Origin of the sequence: Mycobacterium sp., assembly GCF_035274705.1 — a bacterium.
Lineage (GTDB): Bacteria > Actinomycetota > Actinomycetes > Mycobacteriales > Mycobacteriaceae > Mycobacterium.
On record NZ_DATENY010000025.1, the window covers coordinates 1 to 18131 of the forward strand.

An 18131-nucleotide genomic window follows, 5' to 3' on the forward strand; every position below is an offset into this window, starting at 1 on the left:
CCAGCCGCGGGCAGGCTCGGCACACCGAGACCTCAGCGTCGAGTTCATCGAGAGTGCGGACCGCCGCCGCCATCGACGCGACGTGCGCCGGCGTTTCGGCCACCGCGGTCCGCGACGTGGCCGGATCTCCTGGCCAGCCGGAGCCAGGCGGTACCGGCGAGTCGAACAACGCGCCGGTATGCGGATGAGCGAACTTCACCAGACCACTGTGCCTGCGGCGGAAGATCGGCGCCGGGCGGGCCCGGCACAAATCGGATGCCCAGTGGGCCTGGCCGCTGTTAGATTCGGCCGCGATACCTCATGACAGATAGCAAGCGCGGCCCCCTGTACTTGATCCTGTTCGCCGCGCTGATGGCCGGTGCGGGCAACGGCATTTCGATAGTCGCGTTTCCGTGGCTTGTGTTGCAGCGCAACGGCTCTGCTTTGGACGCCTCGGTGGTGGCGATGGCGGGCACACTGCCCTTGCTTGCCGCCACGTTGATCGCAGGCGCGGCGGTCGATTACCTCGGCCGCAGGCGGGTCGCGATGATCTCCGACGCGTTGTCGGCGTTGTCGGTCGCGGCCGTGCCGGTTCTGGCGCTCACGTTCGGCGTGCAGGCCGTGAATGTCGCGGTGCTCGCGGGACTCGCCGCACTGGGCGCCTTCTTCGACCCTGCCGGGATGACAGCGCGCGAGACGATGCTGCCGGAGGCGGCCGGCCGTGCTGGCTGGACGCTCGACCACGCCAACAGCGTGTACGAGGCGGTCTTCAACCTCGCCTACATCGTCGGTCCGGGCATCGGCGGCCTGCTGATCGCGACGCTTGGCGGCGTCAACACCATGTGGGTGACCGCATCCGCATTCGGGCTGTCGATCGTGGCCATCGGCGTGCTGCGACTCGAGGGTACGGGCAAGCCGGACCGGACCGCGCTGCCCGACGGTGTGTGGGCGGGAATCCTCGAAGGTCTTCGCTTCGTGTGGCACAACCGGGTGCTGCGCACGCTGGCGTTCGTCGACCTGGCGGCGACGGGTCTGTACATGCCGATGGAAAGCGTGTTGTTCCCCAAGTACTTCACCGACCGCAACGAGCCGGCGCAGTTGGGCTGGGTGCTGATGGCACTCAGCATCGGCGGCCTGATCGGAGCGCTTGGGTATGCGGTGATGTCGAAGTACACGAGCAGACGGGCGACGATGCTGACGGCCGTGATCACGCTGGGGGTCGCGATGACGGTGATCGCGTTCCTGCCGCCGCTGCCGGTGATCCTCGTGCTGTGCGCGGTTGTCGGGTTCGTCTACGGTCCGATCGCGCCGATCTACAACTACGTGATGCAGACCCGCGCGCCGCAGCACCTACGCGGCCGGGTGGTCGGAGTCATGGGGTCGCTGGCCTACGCCGCAGGGCCGCTGGGATTGGTGCTCGCCGGGCCATTGGCCGACGCCGCCGGCCTGCATGCGACGTTCCTCGCTTTGTCACTGCCGATGCTGCTACTGGGTCTGGTCGCAGTGTTTCTGCCTGCGCTGCGGGAGCTTGACCGTGAGGCGGACGGGGCGCCACGCATCTAGACCTACGATTGCCTGGTGGAGTCAGCTCTGCCCGAGCTCATCGCCGAGCTACCCGACGGCGTCGTAGTCACCGACCCCGACATCTTGGCGTCCTACCGGCAGGACCGCGCCTTCGACCCGAATGCAGGCACAGCGCTGGCCGTCGTGCGCCCGCGGCGCACCGACGAGGTGCAGACGGTCATGCGCTGGGCCACAAAGCACAAGATCGCCGTCGTGCCACGCGGCATGGGCACCGGGCTCTCTGGCGGCGCGACGGCACTCAACGGCGGCATCGTGCTGTCCACGGAGAAGATGCGTGACGTCACCGTCGACCCCGTGACGCGTACCGCCGTCGCCCAGCCTGGACTGTTGAATGCCGAGGTGAAGAAGGCCGTCGCCGAATACGGGCTGTGGTACCCGCCGGACCCGTCGTCGTTCGAGATCTGCAGCATCGGCGGCAACATCGCGACCAATGCCGGTGGATTGTGCTGCGTGAAGTACGGCGTCACCACCGACTACGTGCTGGGCCTGCAGGTGGTGTTGGCGGACGGCACCGCGGTGCGGCTGGGCGGCCCGCGGCTCAAGGACGTGGCTGGGCTGTCGCTGACCAAGTTGTTCGTCGGCAGCGAGGGCACTCTCGGGGTTATCACCGAGGTGACGCTGCGGCTGCTGCCTCCGCAGCACGTCGCGAGCACGGTGGTCGCGACGTTCGACTCGGTGGAATCGGCGGCCGGAGCGGTCGTCACGATCACCGGCAAGATACGGCCATCGATGCTGGAGTTCATGGACTCGGCGGCCATCAACGCCGTGGAGGACAAGCTGCGCATGGGCCTGGACCGGTCTGCGGCGGCGATGATGGTGGCGGCCACCGACGACCGTGGGCCCTCCGGCGTCGAGGACGCCGAGTTCATGGCTGGTGTGTTCACCGAACACGGTGCCAAGGAAGTGTTTTCGACCGCTGACCCCGACGAGGGTGAGGCGTTCGTGGCCGCACGCCGGTTCTGCATACCCGCCGTGGAGGCCAAGGGCTCGCTGCTGCTCGAGGACGTCGGGGTGCCGCTGCCCGCGCTGGCCGACCTCGTCGCCGGTGTGGCCAAGATCGCCGCGAACCACGACCTGATGATCTCGGTGATCGCCCATGCCGGCGACGGCAACACCCATCCGCTGATCGTGTACGACCCCGCCGATGCCGCGATGGCAGGACGGGCGCAGAAGGCGTTCGGCGAGATCATGGATCTGGCCGTCGGCCTCGGCGGCACGATCACCGGCGAACATGGCGTCGGCCGGCTCAAACGGCCATGGTTGGCGGGCCAACTCGGACCTGAGGCGATGGAGCTCAACCGGCGCATCAAGCAGGCGATGGACCCCGACGGCATCCTCAACCCCGGCGCGGCAATCTAGGACTCGCGAGCTGGGCCCACACCGCAGGTAGGGGAACGCAAAGATGCCCTCTTTTCGGGCGATTTAGCGCAGTTTTGCGTCTGCTCGCGCAGTGAGCTGTTGACAGGGGCCCAGGTCGTGTCGTACCAATGAGACATGACAGCTACTCTGTCTCACGGTTTGCCGGTGCGGTTCCAGCTCGCTGACGCCGACACTTGGCCGAACCCGTGGCCGATGTATAGAGCGCTGCGCGACAACGACCCGGTTCACCACGTCGTCCCGGCAGCGAATCCCGACCACGACTACTACGTGCTTTCCCGGCACGCCGATGTGTGGGAAGCCGCGCGCGACAACCAGACGTTCTCGTCGGCGCAGGGGCTGACGGTCAACTATGGCGAGCTCGAACTCATTGGGCTGCAAGACAATCCGCCGTTCGTCATGCAGGATCCACCGGTGCACACCGAGTTCCGCAAGCTGGTGTCACGCGGCTTCACGCCCAGGCAGGTAGAGGCTGTCGAGCCGAAGGTGCGCGAGTTCGTCGTCCAGCGCCTCGAGCGCATCCGGGCGAACGGCGGCGGCGACATCGTGGCCGAGTTGTTCAAGCCGCTGCCGTCCATGGTCGTCGCACACTACCTAGGGGTGCCCGAAGAGGACCGCAATCAGTTCGACGGGTGGACCGACGCGATCGTCGCGGCCAACACCACCTCCGGCGGCGTCGCCGGTGCACTGGGCGGGCTTGGCGAGGCACTGGGCTCGATGATGGCCTACTTCACCGGGTTGATTGAACGCCGGCGCCGCGAACCCGAGGACGACACGATTTCGCATCTGGTCGCGGCGGGTGTCGGCGCCGACGGTGACATCCAAGGCACGCTGTCCGTGCTGGCGTTCACGTTCACGATGGTCACCGGCGGCAATGACACCACGACCGGCATGCTCGGTGGTGCTGTGCAGCTGCTGCACCAGCGGCCCGATCAGCGGCGGCTGCTGGCCTCGAACACCGGCCTGATTCCCGATGCGGTCGACGAATTTCTGCGTCTGACGTCGCCGGTACAGGGCCTGGCCCGCAGCACAACTCGCGACGTGACCATCCGCGACACCACGATTCCGGCGGGCCGCAGGGTGCTGCTGCTGTACGGATCGGCCAACCGGGACGAGCGCGAATACGGCCCCGATGCAGCCGAACTGGATGTCCAGCGGCGGCCGCGAAACATCATGACGTTCAGCCACGGCGCGCACTTCTGCCTAGGCGCCGCCGCGGCACGCATGCAGTCGCGCATCGCGCTGACCGAACTGCTGGCGCGTTGCCCGGACTTCGAGGTCGACGAGTCCGGAATCGTCTGGGCCGGTGGAAGTTACGTGCGACGGCCGTTGTCCGTTCCGTTCAAGGTGACGCCCTGATGCCCGGCGACTGGCTGGCCGCGCGACGTACGGAGGTGGCCGCGGACCGGATCTTGGACGCGGCCGGTGAGCTGTTCGCGCGACAGGAGGCCGCGACTGTCGGCATGCACGAAATCGCCTCGACGGCAGGATGTTCCCGCGCCACGCTGTACCGATACTTCGAAAACCGCGAAGCGTTGTATACCGCATACGTGCATCGCGAAAGCTACCGGCTGTATCGCGAGATGACCGAGCAGATCAATTCTGTCGTCGACCCGCACGAGCGGTTGATCGAAGGCATGATGGCCTCGCTGCACAATGTCCGGCAAAGCCCCGCGCTGGCATCGTGGTTCGCCACCACGCAACGGCCCATCGGCGCGGAGATGGCCGAACAGTCCGAGGTGATCAAGGCGCTGACCGAGGCATTCATCATCTCGCTGGGGCCTGACGACCCGGAGTTGGTCGCGCACCGGGCCCGCTGGCTGGTGCGAGTGATGACCTCGCTGTTCATGTTCCCCGGACATGACGAGGACGACGAGCGAGGGATGCTCGAGGAATTCGTCGTGCCGATCGTGCTACCGAGCCGTCAAGCGACCCAATAAGCCTGAGCCTTAATGGATTTGCGCGCGATCTTGTAGTCCTCGCGCAAAACCTTGGCGACTGCGCGGGTGGTGCTGTTGTCGCACGCCACCCAGCCGAAGTGGTCGGCGGCGTCGAACGCCGACTCGCCGACGGCCTGCACCAGCGCCTCGCCGCCGTTCTTGCGGTCCACCCACACGACGCAGTGTCGCCGGGCTGCGCATTTTGGGCCCACCGAGATGCGACGCCGTCGTGCAGGGCGAACTCGATGTCGACGGCGTCGGCTTCGGGGTTGGGGTCGACGAGCGTGCGGCTTAACCTAACTACGATGCATCCGGGACTGGCCCCAGCCTCGAAACTGCGGAGAGATCGCGATTTCGCGCCGCATCGCGATCTGTGAGCAGTTTCGGCGGCCCACGTCAGTCCGAGCGGACGTGCGTGAAGCGGTGCAGCAGCCAAGCCAGCGGAACCGTGACCACGAACGTCGCAACGAACAACGCGAGGATCGAGCCGGTGTAGATCGGGAAGCGCAAGATCTCGACCATCACCAACTCCATGACGATCAGGTGGATGAGGAAGATCTCGTAGGAGATCTCGCCGAGGAACACCATCGGCCGGCTCGCCAGGAATTTGGCGTACCAACCGCGGTCGCCGAGAGCCAGCGGCGCGACCATCAGCGTGGCGATCACGGCGTAGAACGCCGCCTTCGCCAGTGCCTCGCGCAACTCGTTCGGAGAGGTAGTGGGTTCGCCCGCGATGGGCGTCGAGGCAATGAAGAACGACACAAGCGCCAGCGGAACACACACCATCGCGTAGGCCCGCACACCCTGAGATTGCAGAACCGCCAGCATCATGCCGCCGATGAACCACGCGAGGTATGTCGGTAGCCACAGCCGCGCGCCGTCGGGCAGAAAGTTGGTGGTGTGCACCAGGATTAGCCACGCAGGCGTGATCAATGCAAAACCGGTCAGCCCTGCCAGCAGCAGGCCCGGTCGCCATCGCCGACGGCACAGCACGACGATCAGCAGATAGGCCATCAGCGGCAGCGCCACGTAGAAGGCGACCTCCACCGCAAGGCTCCACATCTGCGTAAGCCCTTGGTGCAGATACGAATATAGATAGTTGTCGGTATAGATCTGCGTCAATGTCAGGTTGCGGAGCAACCCCACGAGGCTGTGGCCTGGATTCGGACCCGCGGTGCGCCAGTGATACAGCAGATAGGCCACCACCACGGTGACGGCGTACGCCGGCATGATGCGTCGCACCCGGTGCCAGGCATAGCGCCGCACGGACGGCGGCGAACCGTCCGACGCGGCCGCCTTGACCCACGGCCCGAACAGCAAAAACCCCGACAGCACAAAGAAGATCGGCACACCGATCTCCGTCCGCGAATACATCAGCCCGACGTAGCCGTGCGTGTACTTGCCGGTGGTGTAAGCGGCGTGCGTCAGCATGACCAGCAGTGCGGCGACCGCCCGGATGCCCGTGAGGGACGCGACGCGCTCAGCCTTGCTGACCGACTCCAGCCCGCCCTGCACTGTCACGTCCTTCGACAGTGTCATGTCGATTTGTGGTTGTTCTTCCCGGCCTTGCGTGGCGGCCGGTCGGGTCGCAGATTGATCAGGATTCCCTGAATGCGAGTCCGCTCCAACGCTTTCACGGTCTCGCGAGGCAGCTCCGCGGGCAACTCGACCAGCGAGTGATCCGGCCGGATGGAGATGTGCCCGAAATCGCTGCGATGCAGGCCGCCCTCATTGGCGATTGCGCCAACGATCGCACCCGGACTCACCTTGTGCCGCTTGCCAACCGCGATGCGATAGGTCGCGAAGCCCTGCCCCGGCTTGCGCTTGGGGCCACGGTCGGACCGCTCGGGCCGCTCGTCGCGTCGACGCTTCTCCGGCGGCGGTTCCGACATGAGGAACTGCTCGCCGTCGCGGGACTGCGCCGCCAGGGCGGCGGCGATGTCGACCATCGGGACGTCGTTCTCACGCTCGTAGTCCTCGATCATCCGCCGGAACAGTTCGAAGCCCGGAGCGCCGAGGGCGTCGGTGATGGAGTCGGAGAACTTCGCCACGCGCTGCGCATTGACGTGGTCGACGGTGGGCAGTTCGGCCTCGGTGAGTTGTTGGCGGGTCGCCTTCTCGATGGATTTGAGCATGTGCCGCTCGCGTGGCGACACAAACAGCAGCGCCTGCCCAGAGCGGCCCGCACGACCCGTGCGCCCGATGCGGTGCACATAGGACTCGGTGTCGTGCGGGATGTCGTAGTTCAGCACGTGCGAGATGCGTTCGACGTCCAGCCCGCGGGCCGCGACATCCGTTGCGACCAGAATGTCGACGGTCCCGTCCTTCAACGCCGCGATCGTGCGCTCGCGCTGCGCCTGCGGGATGTCGCCGTTGATCGCCGCCGCGGAGAACCCACGGGCCCGCAGTTTCTCGGCGACCTCCTCGGTGGCCTGCTTGGTGCGGACGAACACGATCATCGCCTCGAACGGCTCGACTTCGAGGAGACGGGTGAGCGCGTCCATCTTGCGTGGACCAGCCACCTGAATGTAGCGCTGCGTAATGTTTTCCGCGGTGGCCGTTTTCGATTTGACCGACACCTCGACGGCGTCGTGCAGGTACTTCTTGGTGATCTTGCGGATGCCCGGAGGCATCGTGGCGGAGAACAGCGCGACCTGTTTGTACTCGGGGGTGTCGGCGAGGATGCGCTCGACGTCTTCGGCGAAGCCCATCTGCAGCATCTCGTCGGCCTCGTCGAGCACCAGATAGTCAAGGTGAGTGAGGTCCAGCGTGCCCTTCTCGAGATGGTCGATCACCCGACCCGGTGTACCGACGACGACCTGGGCGCCGCGCCGCAGACCGGCCAGCTGCGGGCCGTAGGACGAACCGCCGTAGATCGGCAACACGTTGATCTGAGGCAGGTGTGCGCCGTAGCGGCTGAACGCCTCGGCGACCTGCAGCGCCAGCTCGCGCGTCGGCGCCAGCACCAGCGCCTGCGTGGTCTTGTTGGCGGGGTCGATCTTGGACAGGATCGGGATGGCGAACGCGGCTGTCTTGCCAGTGCCGGTCTGGGCCAGTCCGACGACATCGGAGCCCGCCATCAACGCGGGGATGGTCGCGGCCTGGATGGCTGACGGCGACTCATAACCGACGTCGCCGACGGCCTGCAGCACCGACGGGTGAATCTGCAGGTCATCGAATGTCAGGTCGGCGCTGGGCGCGTCCGGTTCGGGGGACGTCATGTCCCGTCGAGTCTAGTGGCTGGCGGCGGGTTTCCCCGCCACTCGGTACGGCGCGCGATCCCGGGTTCAGCTCGAGCACACCTACAATTACTCGGAACGAATACGTTTCGAGTAAACAGGGGGCACGAGGTCATGACCGCCAAGGCTGGGCGAAATCCGGCGCGCTTCGACCGGGCTCTCGATGCCGCCATCCTCGATGCGGCCCTCGCGGCGCTCGCCGATCAAGGCTATGACCGGATGAGCATGGATGACGTCGCTTCCCGCGCGAGGGTGGGCAAAGCAGCAATCTACCGACGCTGGTCTTCGAAGGCCGAGGTGGTCGCTGAGGCGATCGCGCATTGGCGACGACAAAGGGGGCCAGGCGAGCCGCCGGACACCGGAAGCCTGCGCGGCGACATCCAAACCCTCGTCTCGGCGGTGCCCGACTACGACGAATCCGACGTGCACACAATAAAAGTGATCGCCGGAGTGGCGACAGCAGCCTCGCGAGATCCTGCCTTAGCGGCTGCCCTCGACGACCTCGTTCTGTCCACGCCGCGCCAGCTGATGAGGTCGGTGCTAGATCGCGCTGTCGCACGCGGGGAAATCCCCGCCGGTCGAGACCTCAGCTTGGTAGCCGACACCGCCCTCGGCCTGAACGTGTTGCGTGTGATCTCCGGCAGACCGATCGACCGCGTGTGGGTCCGGCGCATCCTCGAAGACGTGATTCTGCCGTTGGCCACCGCTCCACTGGCTTCGTAGCAATCTGGCCTTGCGTCGGCCTACCGGTCGTGCCACTCTCAATCTAGACGGAACTGATTAGTTCCGTCTGTGGTCATCGACCGAAGAGGGGTTATGAACACCACACGGACACCGGTCCTAATCGTCGGCGCCGGCGCCGGTGGTCTCGCCATGTCCGCGCTGCTGGCCAAACACGGCCTCGGCTCCCTGCTGGTGGAGAAGCGTCGCGAGGTGTTCCTCTATCCGAAAGCGCGCAATCTGAGCTTTCGCACTTTGGAGGTTCTGCGCGGCCTGGGCCTGGCTGACGAGATCCACGCGATCGCCAGCGGGGTGTCGGCCATGGCGGTCAAGTCGGCGCTGAACAGCCCCGACGAAGAGGTGATCGACTTCGACTCCGTGTTCGCCGAATTCGACGCGCTGAGCCCCGAACCCTCCGTTCAGTACTGCCCGCAGAGCAGGCTCGAGCCGATCTTGTTGGCCTACACGCGCGGACGCGGCAACGAGGCGCGCTACGGAACGGAGTTGGTGTCATTCGAACAGGACGAGGCCGGTGTCACCGCGGTGGTGGGTGATCTGGATTCGGGACAAGAGGCCACAGTACGGGCGGATTACCTCGTCGCGGCCGACGGTGTGCACAGCCGCATCCGCGACATGCTCGGGATCACCACCCACGGGTTCGGCGCGCTGCCGATCTACGTCGTCTTCATATATTTCCGCGCGCCCTGGCAGAAATTCGTTGCGCATCTGGGGGTCGGGGCCGGCGTCCAAGTCAGAAACGCCGACGTGGACGGGATCTTCGTCGCCGCCGAACACGACCTCGGGATGTTCATCATGACCTACTTGCCCAGCAGAGGTGAGACGGCCGAACAGTTCACCGCGCAACGGTGCCGCGAGTTGATCGGCAAGGCGGTCGGTGAGCATATCGACGTCGACATCATCGATGTCGCGCCGTGGCGGCCGTATGAGCGGGTCGCCGATCGGTTCCGCTGCGGCAGAGTGTTTCTCGTCGGCGACGCCGCGCATGCGATGCCGCCATTCAAGGCCGGTGGGGCCAACACCGCGATCCAGAGCGCCGACAATCTGGCCTGGAAACTCGCCGCACACCTGGCCGGGACAGCCGGGCAAGGACTGCTGGACACCTACCACGCCGAGCGATACCCCGTCGGTCGCTTCAGCGCGCGGCAGTCACTGACCGGGCCGCCTGTCTCCTTCCTACGACTTGAAGGCAACGAGCCGATGCTGCCCGCGGACGAAGAGGCGCCGATGTTCGCCCTACTCGCCGGCTACCGGTATCACTCGGCCGCTGTCGTCCCGGATGACGCCGGCCCGGCGGACGGCGTTGCACTCGTCGGCGAATTGCGCGGACAGGCCGGAACCCGTGTGCCACATCTGTGGGTTGAGCATGACGGCACACGCGTGTCCACCCTCGACCTACTCGGCCCGGGCTTCACTCTGCTCACCGGCGACGACGGCGCATGGGATTCGGCCGCCGCTTCGGCGGCGAAGACCCTCGGTGTCCCGATCACCGTTCATCGCGTCGACGAGGATGGGGCGTGGGCCGGCGCTACTGGGCTGGAGCCGGACGGCGCGTTGTTAGTCCGCCCCGATGCGTTCGTGGGATGGCGCACGTCGAACCTTCCCGAACGGCCCGATCATGAACTCGTGCACAGTCTGTCGACGATCCTGAATCGAGCGTGACGTTCGCCGGTGTGTCGGCGGATTCCCACATGCTCGACCATGCAACGGTGGATCAAGTGAAGTGGACGATGATGATTGGGGCGCTGGCGCTGGCGCTCGCGGGATGCGGGTCGAGCGACTCGACCGTCTCCAAGACACCCGAACCGACCGTGGCTTCCCCCGCCCCCGCGAGTACCCGACCTCCAGCGCCGACGGTGACGATCCCGACGACAACACAGGCCGCCGCCGACCCGTGTGCCGTCAACCTGGCCGCACCCGAGATCGCCAAGGCCGTCTCGGATCTGCCCCGCGATCCGCGCAGTAATCAGGGCTGGAACCCCGAACCGCTGGCGGGTAACTACAACGAGTGCGCACAGTTGTCGGCGGTGATCGTCAAGGCCAACACCAATTCCGAGAATCCCAACACCCGCGCCGTGATGTTCCACCTCGGCAAGTTCATCCCGACCGGCGTTCCGGATACTTACGGGTTCAACGGCATTGAAGAGTCAACGGCGGCCGGCGACACCGTCGCGCTGGTGTACTCGGGTGGCATCGAGGGCTTCGACAGCGTGGTGAAGTTCCGATGGAACGGCAACGGCGTGGAGCTCATCGGCAACACAGGCTGAGGTGTCGGCCAGCTCACATACAGTGGCATCGTGTTCGTCGCCGACGCTCAGGTCATCTACAGCGCCTCCGACCTCGCAGCGGCCTCCCGGTGCGAGTATGCGCTGCTGCGGGCGTTCGACGCCAAGCTTGGCCGCGGTCCCAAGCTCGAGGTCGAAGACGACGATCTGCTCCGCCGCACGAGCGAGTTGGGCGACGCACACGAACAGCGCGTCCTCGACGAGTTCATCGCACAGTACGGCGACGGCGTGGTCCGGATCGGTCGGCCCGCGTACACGCTGGCTGCCTTCCAATCCGCGGCCCGCGCCACCGCCGAGGCATTCCACCGCCGGCCCCCCGTGGTGTACCAAGCCGTACTGTTCGACGAGCGGTTCGTCGGCTTCGCCGACTTCGTCGTGTCCGACGGCGACCGCTACCGGGTGCTGGACACCAAGCTGGCTCGACGCGCAAAGATCCAGGCGCTGCTCCAGATCGCGGGCTACGCAGACGCGCTTCGCGACATGGGGGTTCCCATTGCGAACACCGCAGGACTGATCCTGGGTGACCGGACGACGGTCGACTATCCGGTCGACGATCTGATCCCGGTGTACCGGCAGCGGCGTGACCATTTACGGGATCTACTCGACGCCCATCTCGCGTCCGGCGCGCCGGTCGTCTGGGGCGACCCGACGGTGGGCGCGTGTATGCGCTGCGAGTGCTGTGTGCCCAATGTCGTGGAGGATGACGACGTGCTGCTGGTCGCCGGCATGCGGATGACTCAGCGCGACACGCTGATGGCCGAGGGGATCGGCACCGTCGCGGACCTGGCCGCCTCGACCGGCCCGGTCGACGGGATGGCGGCGAGCACCCTCGCGGGCTTGCGCACTCAGGCACGATTACAGGTCCAGGAACGCGAGAGCGGGGTTCCGCATTTTGAGATCGCGGACGCCGACGCGCTCGGCGCACTGCCCGCGAAGAACCCCGGCGATCTGTTCTTCGACTTCGAGGGCGACCCACTGTGGACCGCCGACGGTGTCACCTGGGGTCTGGAGTACATGTGGGGCGTTCTCGATGCCGCTGACAACTTCACCCCACTGTGGGCGGAGGACCGCCGCTCCGAACGCAAGACGTTCACCGACTTCCTCAAGCTCGTACAGAAGCGCCGCAAGCGTTATCCCGACATGCACATCTACCACTACGCCGCCTACGAACGGACCAAGCTGTTGGAGCTTGCCGCCCGATACGGGGTGTGTGAAGACGAGGTCGATGACCTGCTGCGGGCCGACGTGCTCGTTGACCTCTTCCCCATCGTCCGCAACAGTCTGCGTGTCGGCGCCCCGTCGTACTCGCTCAAGGCGTTGGAGCCGCTGTACATGGGCTCGGACTTGCGCTCGGGCGAGGTGACCAACGCGGCCGCGTCGATCACGCAGTACGAGCGATATCGAGCGCTTCTCGACGCGGGCCGCGCGGACGAAGCCGCCGGAGTCCTGAAGGAGATCCGGGACTACAACGAATACGACTGCCGCTCGACGCGTCGGCTACGGGACTGGTTGCTGCTGAGGGCCTTTGAATGCGGCGTCACACACCTGACCCTCCCAGCCGAAAAGGGCGAACAGGTGCCGCCGCTCGACGAGACGGCGCAGGTTCTAATGGATTTCGCCGGCGACGGCGTGAGCATCGACCGTACACCTGCGCAGACCGCCGTCGCGCTGATTCAGGCCGCGCGCGGATATCTACCTCGTGAGCGAAAGCCCTACTGGTGGACACATTTTCAACGACTGAACCATCCTGTCGACGAATGGGGCGACACCTCGGGAGTGTTCCTGATCGAGAACGCGGTCGTCGAGGAGGGTTGGCACAAGCCGCCGCGAAAGCAAAAGCATCGCAGGCATCTTCGCCTCACTGGAGCGTTGGAAGGAGGGACGCTCGACGGCCGCCCGCAGGCGCTGTACGACCGCCCGGCACCCGCGGGCCTCGACGACGAGCATCCCGATCGCCGTGCCGCCCACGACGTGACTGTGCTCGAGATCTCCGAAGTCGAGGGGGTGCCGGTCGAGGTCCTGGTCGAGGAGTTGGAGCCCGAGTCGGGGCAATTCACCCAGCTGCCGATGGCTTTGACACCGGCGAAGCCGTTCCGCACCGCCAAACTCGAAGAGGCGATCGAGGAATTGGCCGCCGAGACGGTGGCTACTGTCGCCGAAGGCAGGCTGCCACGTTGTGCCGTCGTCGACATCCTTTGTCGCGCAACACCTACCACGCAGTCGGGTGACAGTCTTCCTCGCCTCGACGACAACATCACGTCCATCACCGCGGCCGTCTTGGACCTCGACAAGTCGTATGTCGCCGTGCATGGTCCACCGGGAACCGGAAAGACATACACCGCGGCGCGCGTCATCAAGTCGTTGGTGAACGACCACGGTTGGTCGGTCGGTGTTGTCGCACAGTCACACTCCGTCGTCGCGCATCTGCTCAACAAGATCGTCGACGCCGGGGTGGACCCCGCGCTGGTCGCCAAGAAGTCCAGCTACGACGCGGCGTCCACCGACCGGTTCACGGTGATCGGTGACGACGACCATGCCACGTTTCTATCTGAGCACGAGGCATGTGTGATCGGTGGAACGGCATGGGATTTCGCCAACGACGCCCGGGTGGCGTCCGCCCATCTCGACCTGCTCGCGATCGACGAAGCAGGCCAATTCTCGCTGGGCTACACCATCGCGGTCGCGCGCGCCGCACGCAACATCATGCTGCTCGGCGACCCGCAGCAGCTGGGGCAGGTATCCACCGGCAGCCACCCCGAACCCGTAGACCGCTCGGCGCTCGGCTGGCTTATGGAGGGCCACGACGTGCTGCCGACGCAATACGGGTACTTCCTCGAGGAGACCCATCGCATGCATCCGGACCTGTGCCGAGTGGATTCGGCGCTGTCCTATGACAAGCGATTGAAACCGCACCCGAAGACCGCCGCGCGCACGTTGGACGGATACAAGCCCGGTGTGCACACCATGAGCGTCGACCACGATGGATGCTCGACGTGCAGCCCGCAAGAGGCGACAGTGATCGCCGCCGAGATCACCCGGCTGATCGGTGCGCGGTGGACCGACGAGCACGGCACGCGTGATCTAGCGCAGAGCGATGTTCTTGTCGTCGCGCCGTACAACGCCCAGGTGCTGCAGCTGCGGAGCGCCTTGGAGGACGCGGCGCTGTGCGATGTGCTCGTCGGCACGGTCGACAAACTCCAGGGCCGCGAAGCGCCCGTCGTATTCGTGTCGATGACGGCCTCGGCGATCGACGACATTCCGCGCGGTATGCCATTCCTGCTCAACCGAAACCGGCTCAATGTGGCGATCAGCCGCGCCATGTATCGCACGGTAATCGTGCGCTCGCCGCTGCTCACCGACTATCTGCCGTCAACTCCGGCGGGCATGGTGGACCTGGGTGCGTTCTTGTCGCTGTCGTCGTGTGATACACCCACGTGATGAGCCTGACTGCCACACTGGCCGGGATCGTGGGTGCTGCGCACGTCATCACCGACCGCGATGTGCTGGAGGGCCGCAGCGTCGACCACACCGGGCGCTACCGCGGGCAGGCCAGCGCGCTGGTGCGGCCAGGGTCAGCCGACGAGGTCGCGGCGGTGCTGCGGGCATGCCGCGACGCGGGCGCCTACGTCACAGTGCAAGGCGGCCGGACGTCACTGGTGGCCGGGACCGTACCCGAGCACGACGACGTGCTGCTGTCCACCGAGCGGCTGCGTGATGTCGGCGAGGTCGACGACGTCGAACGACGTGTGCACGTCGGCGCGGGCGTGACGCTGGCCGAGGTGCAACGCTCGGCGACCGCCGCCGGTCTGGTGTTCGGTGTCGACCTGGCTGCGCGAGATTCGGCGACCGTCGGCGGAATGGCGTCGACGAACGCCGGCGGCCTACGAACCGTGCGGTACGGCAACATGGGTGAACAGGTCATCGGGCTCGATATCGCGTTGCCCGACGGGTCGGTGGTGCACCGGCACAGCAAGGTCCGGCGCGACAACACCGGATACGACCTCACATCGCTGTTCATTGGCGCCGAGGGAACGCTGGGTGTGATCACCGGGCTGGATCTGCGGCTGCATCCCACACCGAAGCAGCGAGTGACTGCGATATGCGGGTTCGCCGATCTCGACGCGCTCGTCGAAACTGGCCGGATATTCCGGGATTTCGACGGCATCGCCGCGCTGGAGTTGATCGACGCGCGCGCCAGCGCGCTGACCGCCGAGCACGTCGGCGTTGCCGCACCCGTCGACGGTGCATGGCAGCTGCTGATAGAGCTGGCCGGCGACACCGATCAAACCGAGCGACTGGCCGACGCGCTGGAGAGTGCGCGCACGTCGGACGAACCTGCGGTCGGCGTTGACGTCGGTGCGCAGCAGCGGCTGTGGCAGGTGCGCGAATCCGTTGCCGAGGTGCTCGGCGTGTACGGTCCACCGTTGAAATTCGATGTATCGCTTCCGCTTTCGACCATTCCGTCGTTTGCCGCCGAATCGGCCGAGCTCGTCACCCAGCACGCCCCGAATGCGATCCCTGTGCTGTTCGGCCACATCGGCGAAGGCAACCTGCACCTCAATGTGGTGCGCTGCGGGCCCGATGCGGAGCGGGAACTGTACGCGCCGATGATGGAGCTGATCGCCCGCTGCGGCGGCAATGTCAGTTCCGAGCACGGCGTCGGAACCCGCAAGCGTGACTACGTTTCGATGGCGCGGACCGACGCCGACATTGCGGCGATGCGCGCGGTCAAGGCAGCGTTCGACCCTTCGGGTTATCTCAATCCCGCGGTGCTGTTTCGTTCTTAGCGCGAGCAGACGCGAAAGGCCCCGACACGCCGAGATTTTGGGTGCTTTCGCGTCTGCTCGCGCGTGGGGAGCTCGCGCAGAACTAGTCGCGGCCCCGCGTGGAGTGCCTGCCATAGCGCGGTGCGTCGTCCGGGTCGTCGTGGCGGGAATGCCTGCCGTTGGACTCGAACCAGAACGGCCGTTGCTCGGGCTCGTCCTCGGACAGATAATGGCGGGCCCGTGGTCCGTGGCGTGGCGGCCTCGGCTTGGCCGGCGGCTCTGGCTCGGGTTCAGGCAACGCCTGGAAACGCTCCCGCTCGTCGATGTGGAACCCGTTGTGCGCGAAGCCAATTGGCTCGTCGAGGATGTCCCCCTGCCCTTCGGGCGGGTGGTACCCCCAGCGCCACCGCTCCTGCGGCCGCTCCGGTGTCGGCAACCCCCGAGACGGTGGCGGCTCAGGCGTCGGCTCGGACTCCGCGATGTCCTCGTCGTGCGCCCAATGCCACGACTCGACGGGAGCGGTGTGCCAGGTCTCGGCGGGTGCGTGCAGAAGAGGTCCGGCACGCGATTCCATCGGCTCAGTGATGTCGTCGTCCTCGACAACCGCAGCTGCAGGCTTGGGTGGGTCATCCCACGAGACCGTGTATTCGACGTACTCGTCGTCGTCGACGAACGGCTCGTCGCCGCCGTAGTCGACCGCTAGGCCGGTATGGCCGTCCTCCGCATCATCCTCAGTGGGCACTCGCAGCTCGGCGTTCCCGAAGCCAAGAAGGAACATCGCAGCGACGACACCGAACAACGCGAAAAACGCCGGCAGCAGCATGGATTGGGACATGGCCGCGGCGAACGGTTCGTGCAGCCAGGCGGGCAGCTGCGCCACCGACCCTTCACCCTGCGGCGCTGCCGATGGCATCGGCGGCATCTCGGCGCTGATCCGCGACGTCATAAACGCCGCCATGCCCGCGCTGCCCAGCACCGACCCGACTTGACGGGTCGTGTTGTACACACCGGAACCGGCGCCGGCCAGGTCCGGCGGTAGGTTGCGGGTGGCGGTCGCGGCCAGCGGCGACCAGATGAACGCCATGCCGATGCCCATCGCGGTGATCGGCAATATCAGCCGCCAGATCGGCGTCACCGGCGTCGTTTCGACCGACATCCACGTCAGCGCAATCGCCAGCACCGAGAAGCCGAAGCCGACGACGGGTCGCGGGTGCGAGCGGTCGACGATCTTGCCGACGAACGGCGCGAGCACGCCCGTCGTGATCGCCATCGGCGCGATCAACAGCGCCGAGCGCGTCGGCGAGAGCCCGCACACCGCCTGGGTGTAGAACATCAGCGGCAGCAGCAACGCGGTCACAACGAAGCCGATGGTCGCCACGCCCAGATTCGACAGCGAAAAGTCGCGGTCGCGGAAGATGGCCAACGGGACCAGCGGCTCGTTGCGGTTGACCGACTGCCAATACAGAAAAGCCGCCACGAAGCCGACGCCGCCTGCCAGGGTGCCCCAGATCCACGGCGCCCAGTCGTGCGACTGACCCTCCTGGAGCGCGAACACGATCAAGAACATGCCGATGCCGGAGAGCAGCACGCCGAGCAGATCAAAGCCGTGCTTCTGCGTCGGCAGCAACGGGATCAACCACACCGCCAGCCCCAGGCCGATGACGCCTATCGGCACGTTGACGAAGAAGATCCACTGCCAGCCGAGCCGGTCGACCAGCACGCCGCCGGCCAGTGGGCCGATCAGGGTCGCCACACCCGCCGTGGCGCCCCAGACGCTCATCGCGACGCCGCGGCGCTCAGCCGGGAAGATCCGCGTGATGGTCGACAGTGTCTGCGGCGTCAGCAGCGCCGCCCCGATCCCCTGCACGACGCGGGCGGCCACCAGCATGCCGATGGTGTCGGCCAGCCCGCACCACAGAGACGCCGCGGTGAACACCGTCAGCCCGAGCAGATAGAGGTTCTTCGGGCCGTACCGATCCCCGAGCCGGCCGGCCACCAGCAGCGGCACGGCGTAGGCCAACAGGTAGGCGCTGGTGACCCAGATGACAGCGTCGTAGCTGGCCCCGAGCTTCTCCATGATGGACGGGTTCGCGACGGCCACGATGGTGGCGTCGAGCAGGATCATGAAGAAACCGACCATCATCGCCCACAGGGCGTTCCACGGGTTATCCGGTGTTCCGACAGCTTTGGGCCGCGCCGGTGCGGGGCGGCTGGGCTGTTGGC

12 protein-coding genes and 2 pseudogenes are annotated in these 18131 nt (G+C 66.3%); 9 read left to right on the plus strand and 5 right to left on the minus strand.

The window, feature by feature from the left end:
• Window positions 1–199, minus strand: a pseudogene (locus tag VJV41_RS06445) (uracil-DNA glycosylase); the annotation flags it as partial.
• A 101-nt stretch (window positions 200–300) separates the two neighbouring features.
• On the opposite strand from VJV41_RS06445, the gene VJV41_RS06450 reads away from it, so the two are divergent.
• The 4 genes from VJV41_RS06450 (at window position 301) to VJV41_RS06465 (ending at window position 4880) form a co-directional block, all read left to right on the plus strand.
• Entirely contained in the window at window positions 301–1542 is a 1242-nt protein-coding gene (locus VJV41_RS06450) for an MFS transporter (protein WP_325332291.1), read from the plus strand.
• Between the two features lie 15 nt (window positions 1543–1557).
• Entirely contained in the window at window positions 1558–2922 is a 1365-nt protein-coding gene (locus VJV41_RS06455; RefSeq protein ID WP_325332293.1) for an FAD-binding oxidoreductase, read from the plus strand.
• A 135-nt stretch (window positions 2923–3057) separates the two neighbouring features.
• The gene (locus VJV41_RS06460; RefSeq protein ID WP_325332295.1) at window positions 3058–4299 is read left to right on the plus strand and encodes a cytochrome P450; all 1242 of its coding nucleotides are present in this window, start codon (window positions 3058–3060) and stop codon (window positions 4297–4299) included.
• Entirely contained in the window at window positions 4299–4880 is a 582-nt protein-coding gene (locus VJV41_RS06465) for a TetR/AcrR family transcriptional regulator (protein ID WP_325332297.1), read from the plus strand. Before VJV41_RS06460 ends, VJV41_RS06465 begins: the two co-directional genes overlap by 1 nt.
• Here the strand turns inward: VJV41_RS06465 and VJV41_RS06470 are convergent.
• From VJV41_RS06470 to VJV41_RS06480, 3 genes and pseudogenes are all read right to left on the minus strand, one after another.
• A pseudogene (locus VJV41_RS06470) lies at window positions 4865–5166 on the minus strand (SIP domain-containing protein); the annotation flags it as partial. The gene VJV41_RS06465 and the pseudogene VJV41_RS06470 overlap by 16 nt on opposite strands.
• A 110-nt stretch (window positions 5167–5276) precedes the next feature.
• Window positions 5277–6419 (minus strand): acyltransferase, encoded by a 1143-nt coding sequence (locus VJV41_RS06475; protein WP_325332299.1) that lies wholly within the window; start codon window positions 6417–6419, stop codon window positions 5277–5279.
• Window positions 6416–8101 (minus strand): DEAD/DEAH box helicase, encoded by a 1686-nt coding sequence (locus VJV41_RS06480; RefSeq protein ID WP_325332301.1) that lies wholly within the window; start codon window positions 8099–8101, stop codon window positions 6416–6418. Before VJV41_RS06480 ends, VJV41_RS06475 begins: the two co-directional genes overlap by 4 nt.
• A gap of 132 nt (window positions 8102–8233) precedes the next feature.
• Here VJV41_RS06480 and VJV41_RS06485 point away from each other — a divergent pair, with 132 nt between their 5' ends.
• The 5 genes from VJV41_RS06485 (at window position 8234) to VJV41_RS06505 (ending at window position 15929) form a co-directional block, all read left to right on the plus strand.
• Window positions 8234–8842 carry a TetR/AcrR family transcriptional regulator gene (locus VJV41_RS06485; protein ID WP_325332303.1) on the plus strand — a complete coding sequence of 203 codons (609 nt, stop codon included), beginning with the start codon at window positions 8234–8236 and terminating at the stop codon, window positions 8840–8842.
• A 93-nt stretch (window positions 8843–8935) separates the two neighbouring features.
• On the plus strand, window positions 8936–10519 hold the full coding sequence (locus tag VJV41_RS06490; protein ID WP_325332305.1) for an FAD-dependent monooxygenase: 1584 nt from the start codon (window positions 8936–8938) through the stop codon (window positions 10517–10519).
• Between the two features lie 68 nt (window positions 10520–10587).
• Entirely contained in the window at window positions 10588–11124 is a 537-nt protein-coding gene (locus VJV41_RS06495; protein ID WP_325332311.1) for an LppP/LprE family lipoprotein, read from the plus strand.
• Window positions 11125–11154: 30 nt separating this feature from the next.
• Window positions 11155–14580, plus strand: coding sequence for a TM0106 family RecB-like putative nuclease (locus tag VJV41_RS06500; protein ID WP_325332307.1), 3426 nt, complete (start codon window positions 11155–11157; stop codon window positions 14578–14580).
• Window positions 14580–15929 (plus strand): FAD-binding oxidoreductase, encoded by a 1350-nt coding sequence (locus VJV41_RS06505; RefSeq protein ID WP_325332309.1) that lies wholly within the window; start codon window positions 14580–14582, stop codon window positions 15927–15929. The genes VJV41_RS06500 and VJV41_RS06505 overlap by 1 nt, the downstream gene beginning before the upstream one ends.
• A gap of 82 nt (window positions 15930–16011) precedes the next feature.
• On the opposite strand, the gene VJV41_RS06510 is transcribed toward VJV41_RS06505, so the two are convergent.
• Window positions 16012–18051 carry an MFS transporter gene (locus tag VJV41_RS06510; RefSeq protein WP_325332313.1) on the minus strand — a complete coding sequence of 680 codons (2040 nt, stop codon included), beginning with the start codon at window positions 18049–18051 and terminating at the stop codon, window positions 16012–16014.
• Window positions 18052–18131: the final 80 nt, after the last annotated feature.

Bases quoted from the DNA above. Each gene is read 5' to 3' on its own strand.
- VJV41_RS06450 (WP_325332291.1), top strand. From the start codon at position 301: ATGACAGATAGCAAGCGCGGCCCCCTGTACTTGATCCTGTTCGCCGCG.
- VJV41_RS06460 (WP_325332295.1), top strand. From the start codon at position 3,058: ATGACAGCTACTCTGTCTCACGGTTTGCCGGTGCGGTTCCAGCTCGCT.
- VJV41_RS06465 (WP_325332297.1), top strand. From the start codon at position 4,299: ATGCCCGGCGACTGGCTGGCCGCGCGACGTACGGAGGTGGCCGCGGAC.
- VJV41_RS06475 (WP_325332299.1), bottom strand. From the start codon at position 6,419: ATGACACTGTCGAAGGACGTGACAGTGCAGGGCGGGCTGGAGTCGGTC.
- VJV41_RS06480 (WP_325332301.1), bottom strand. From the start codon at position 8,101: ATGACGTCCCCCGAACCGGACGCGCCCAGCGCCGACCTGACATTCGAT.
- VJV41_RS06485 (WP_325332303.1), top strand. From the start codon at position 8,234: ATGACCGCCAAGGCTGGGCGAAATCCGGCGCGCTTCGACCGGGCTCTC.
- VJV41_RS06490 (WP_325332305.1), top strand. From the start codon at position 8,936: ATGAACACCACACGGACACCGGTCCTAATCGTCGGCGCCGGCGCCGGT.
- VJV41_RS06495 (WP_325332311.1), top strand. From the start codon at position 10,588: ATGATGATTGGGGCGCTGGCGCTGGCGCTCGCGGGATGCGGGTCGAGC.
- VJV41_RS06505 (WP_325332309.1), top strand. From the start codon at position 14,580: ATGAGCCTGACTGCCACACTGGCCGGGATCGTGGGTGCTGCGCACGTC.
- VJV41_RS06510 (WP_325332313.1), bottom strand. From the start codon at position 18,051: ATGATGGTCGGTTTCTTCATGATCCTGCTCGACGCCACCATCGTGGCC.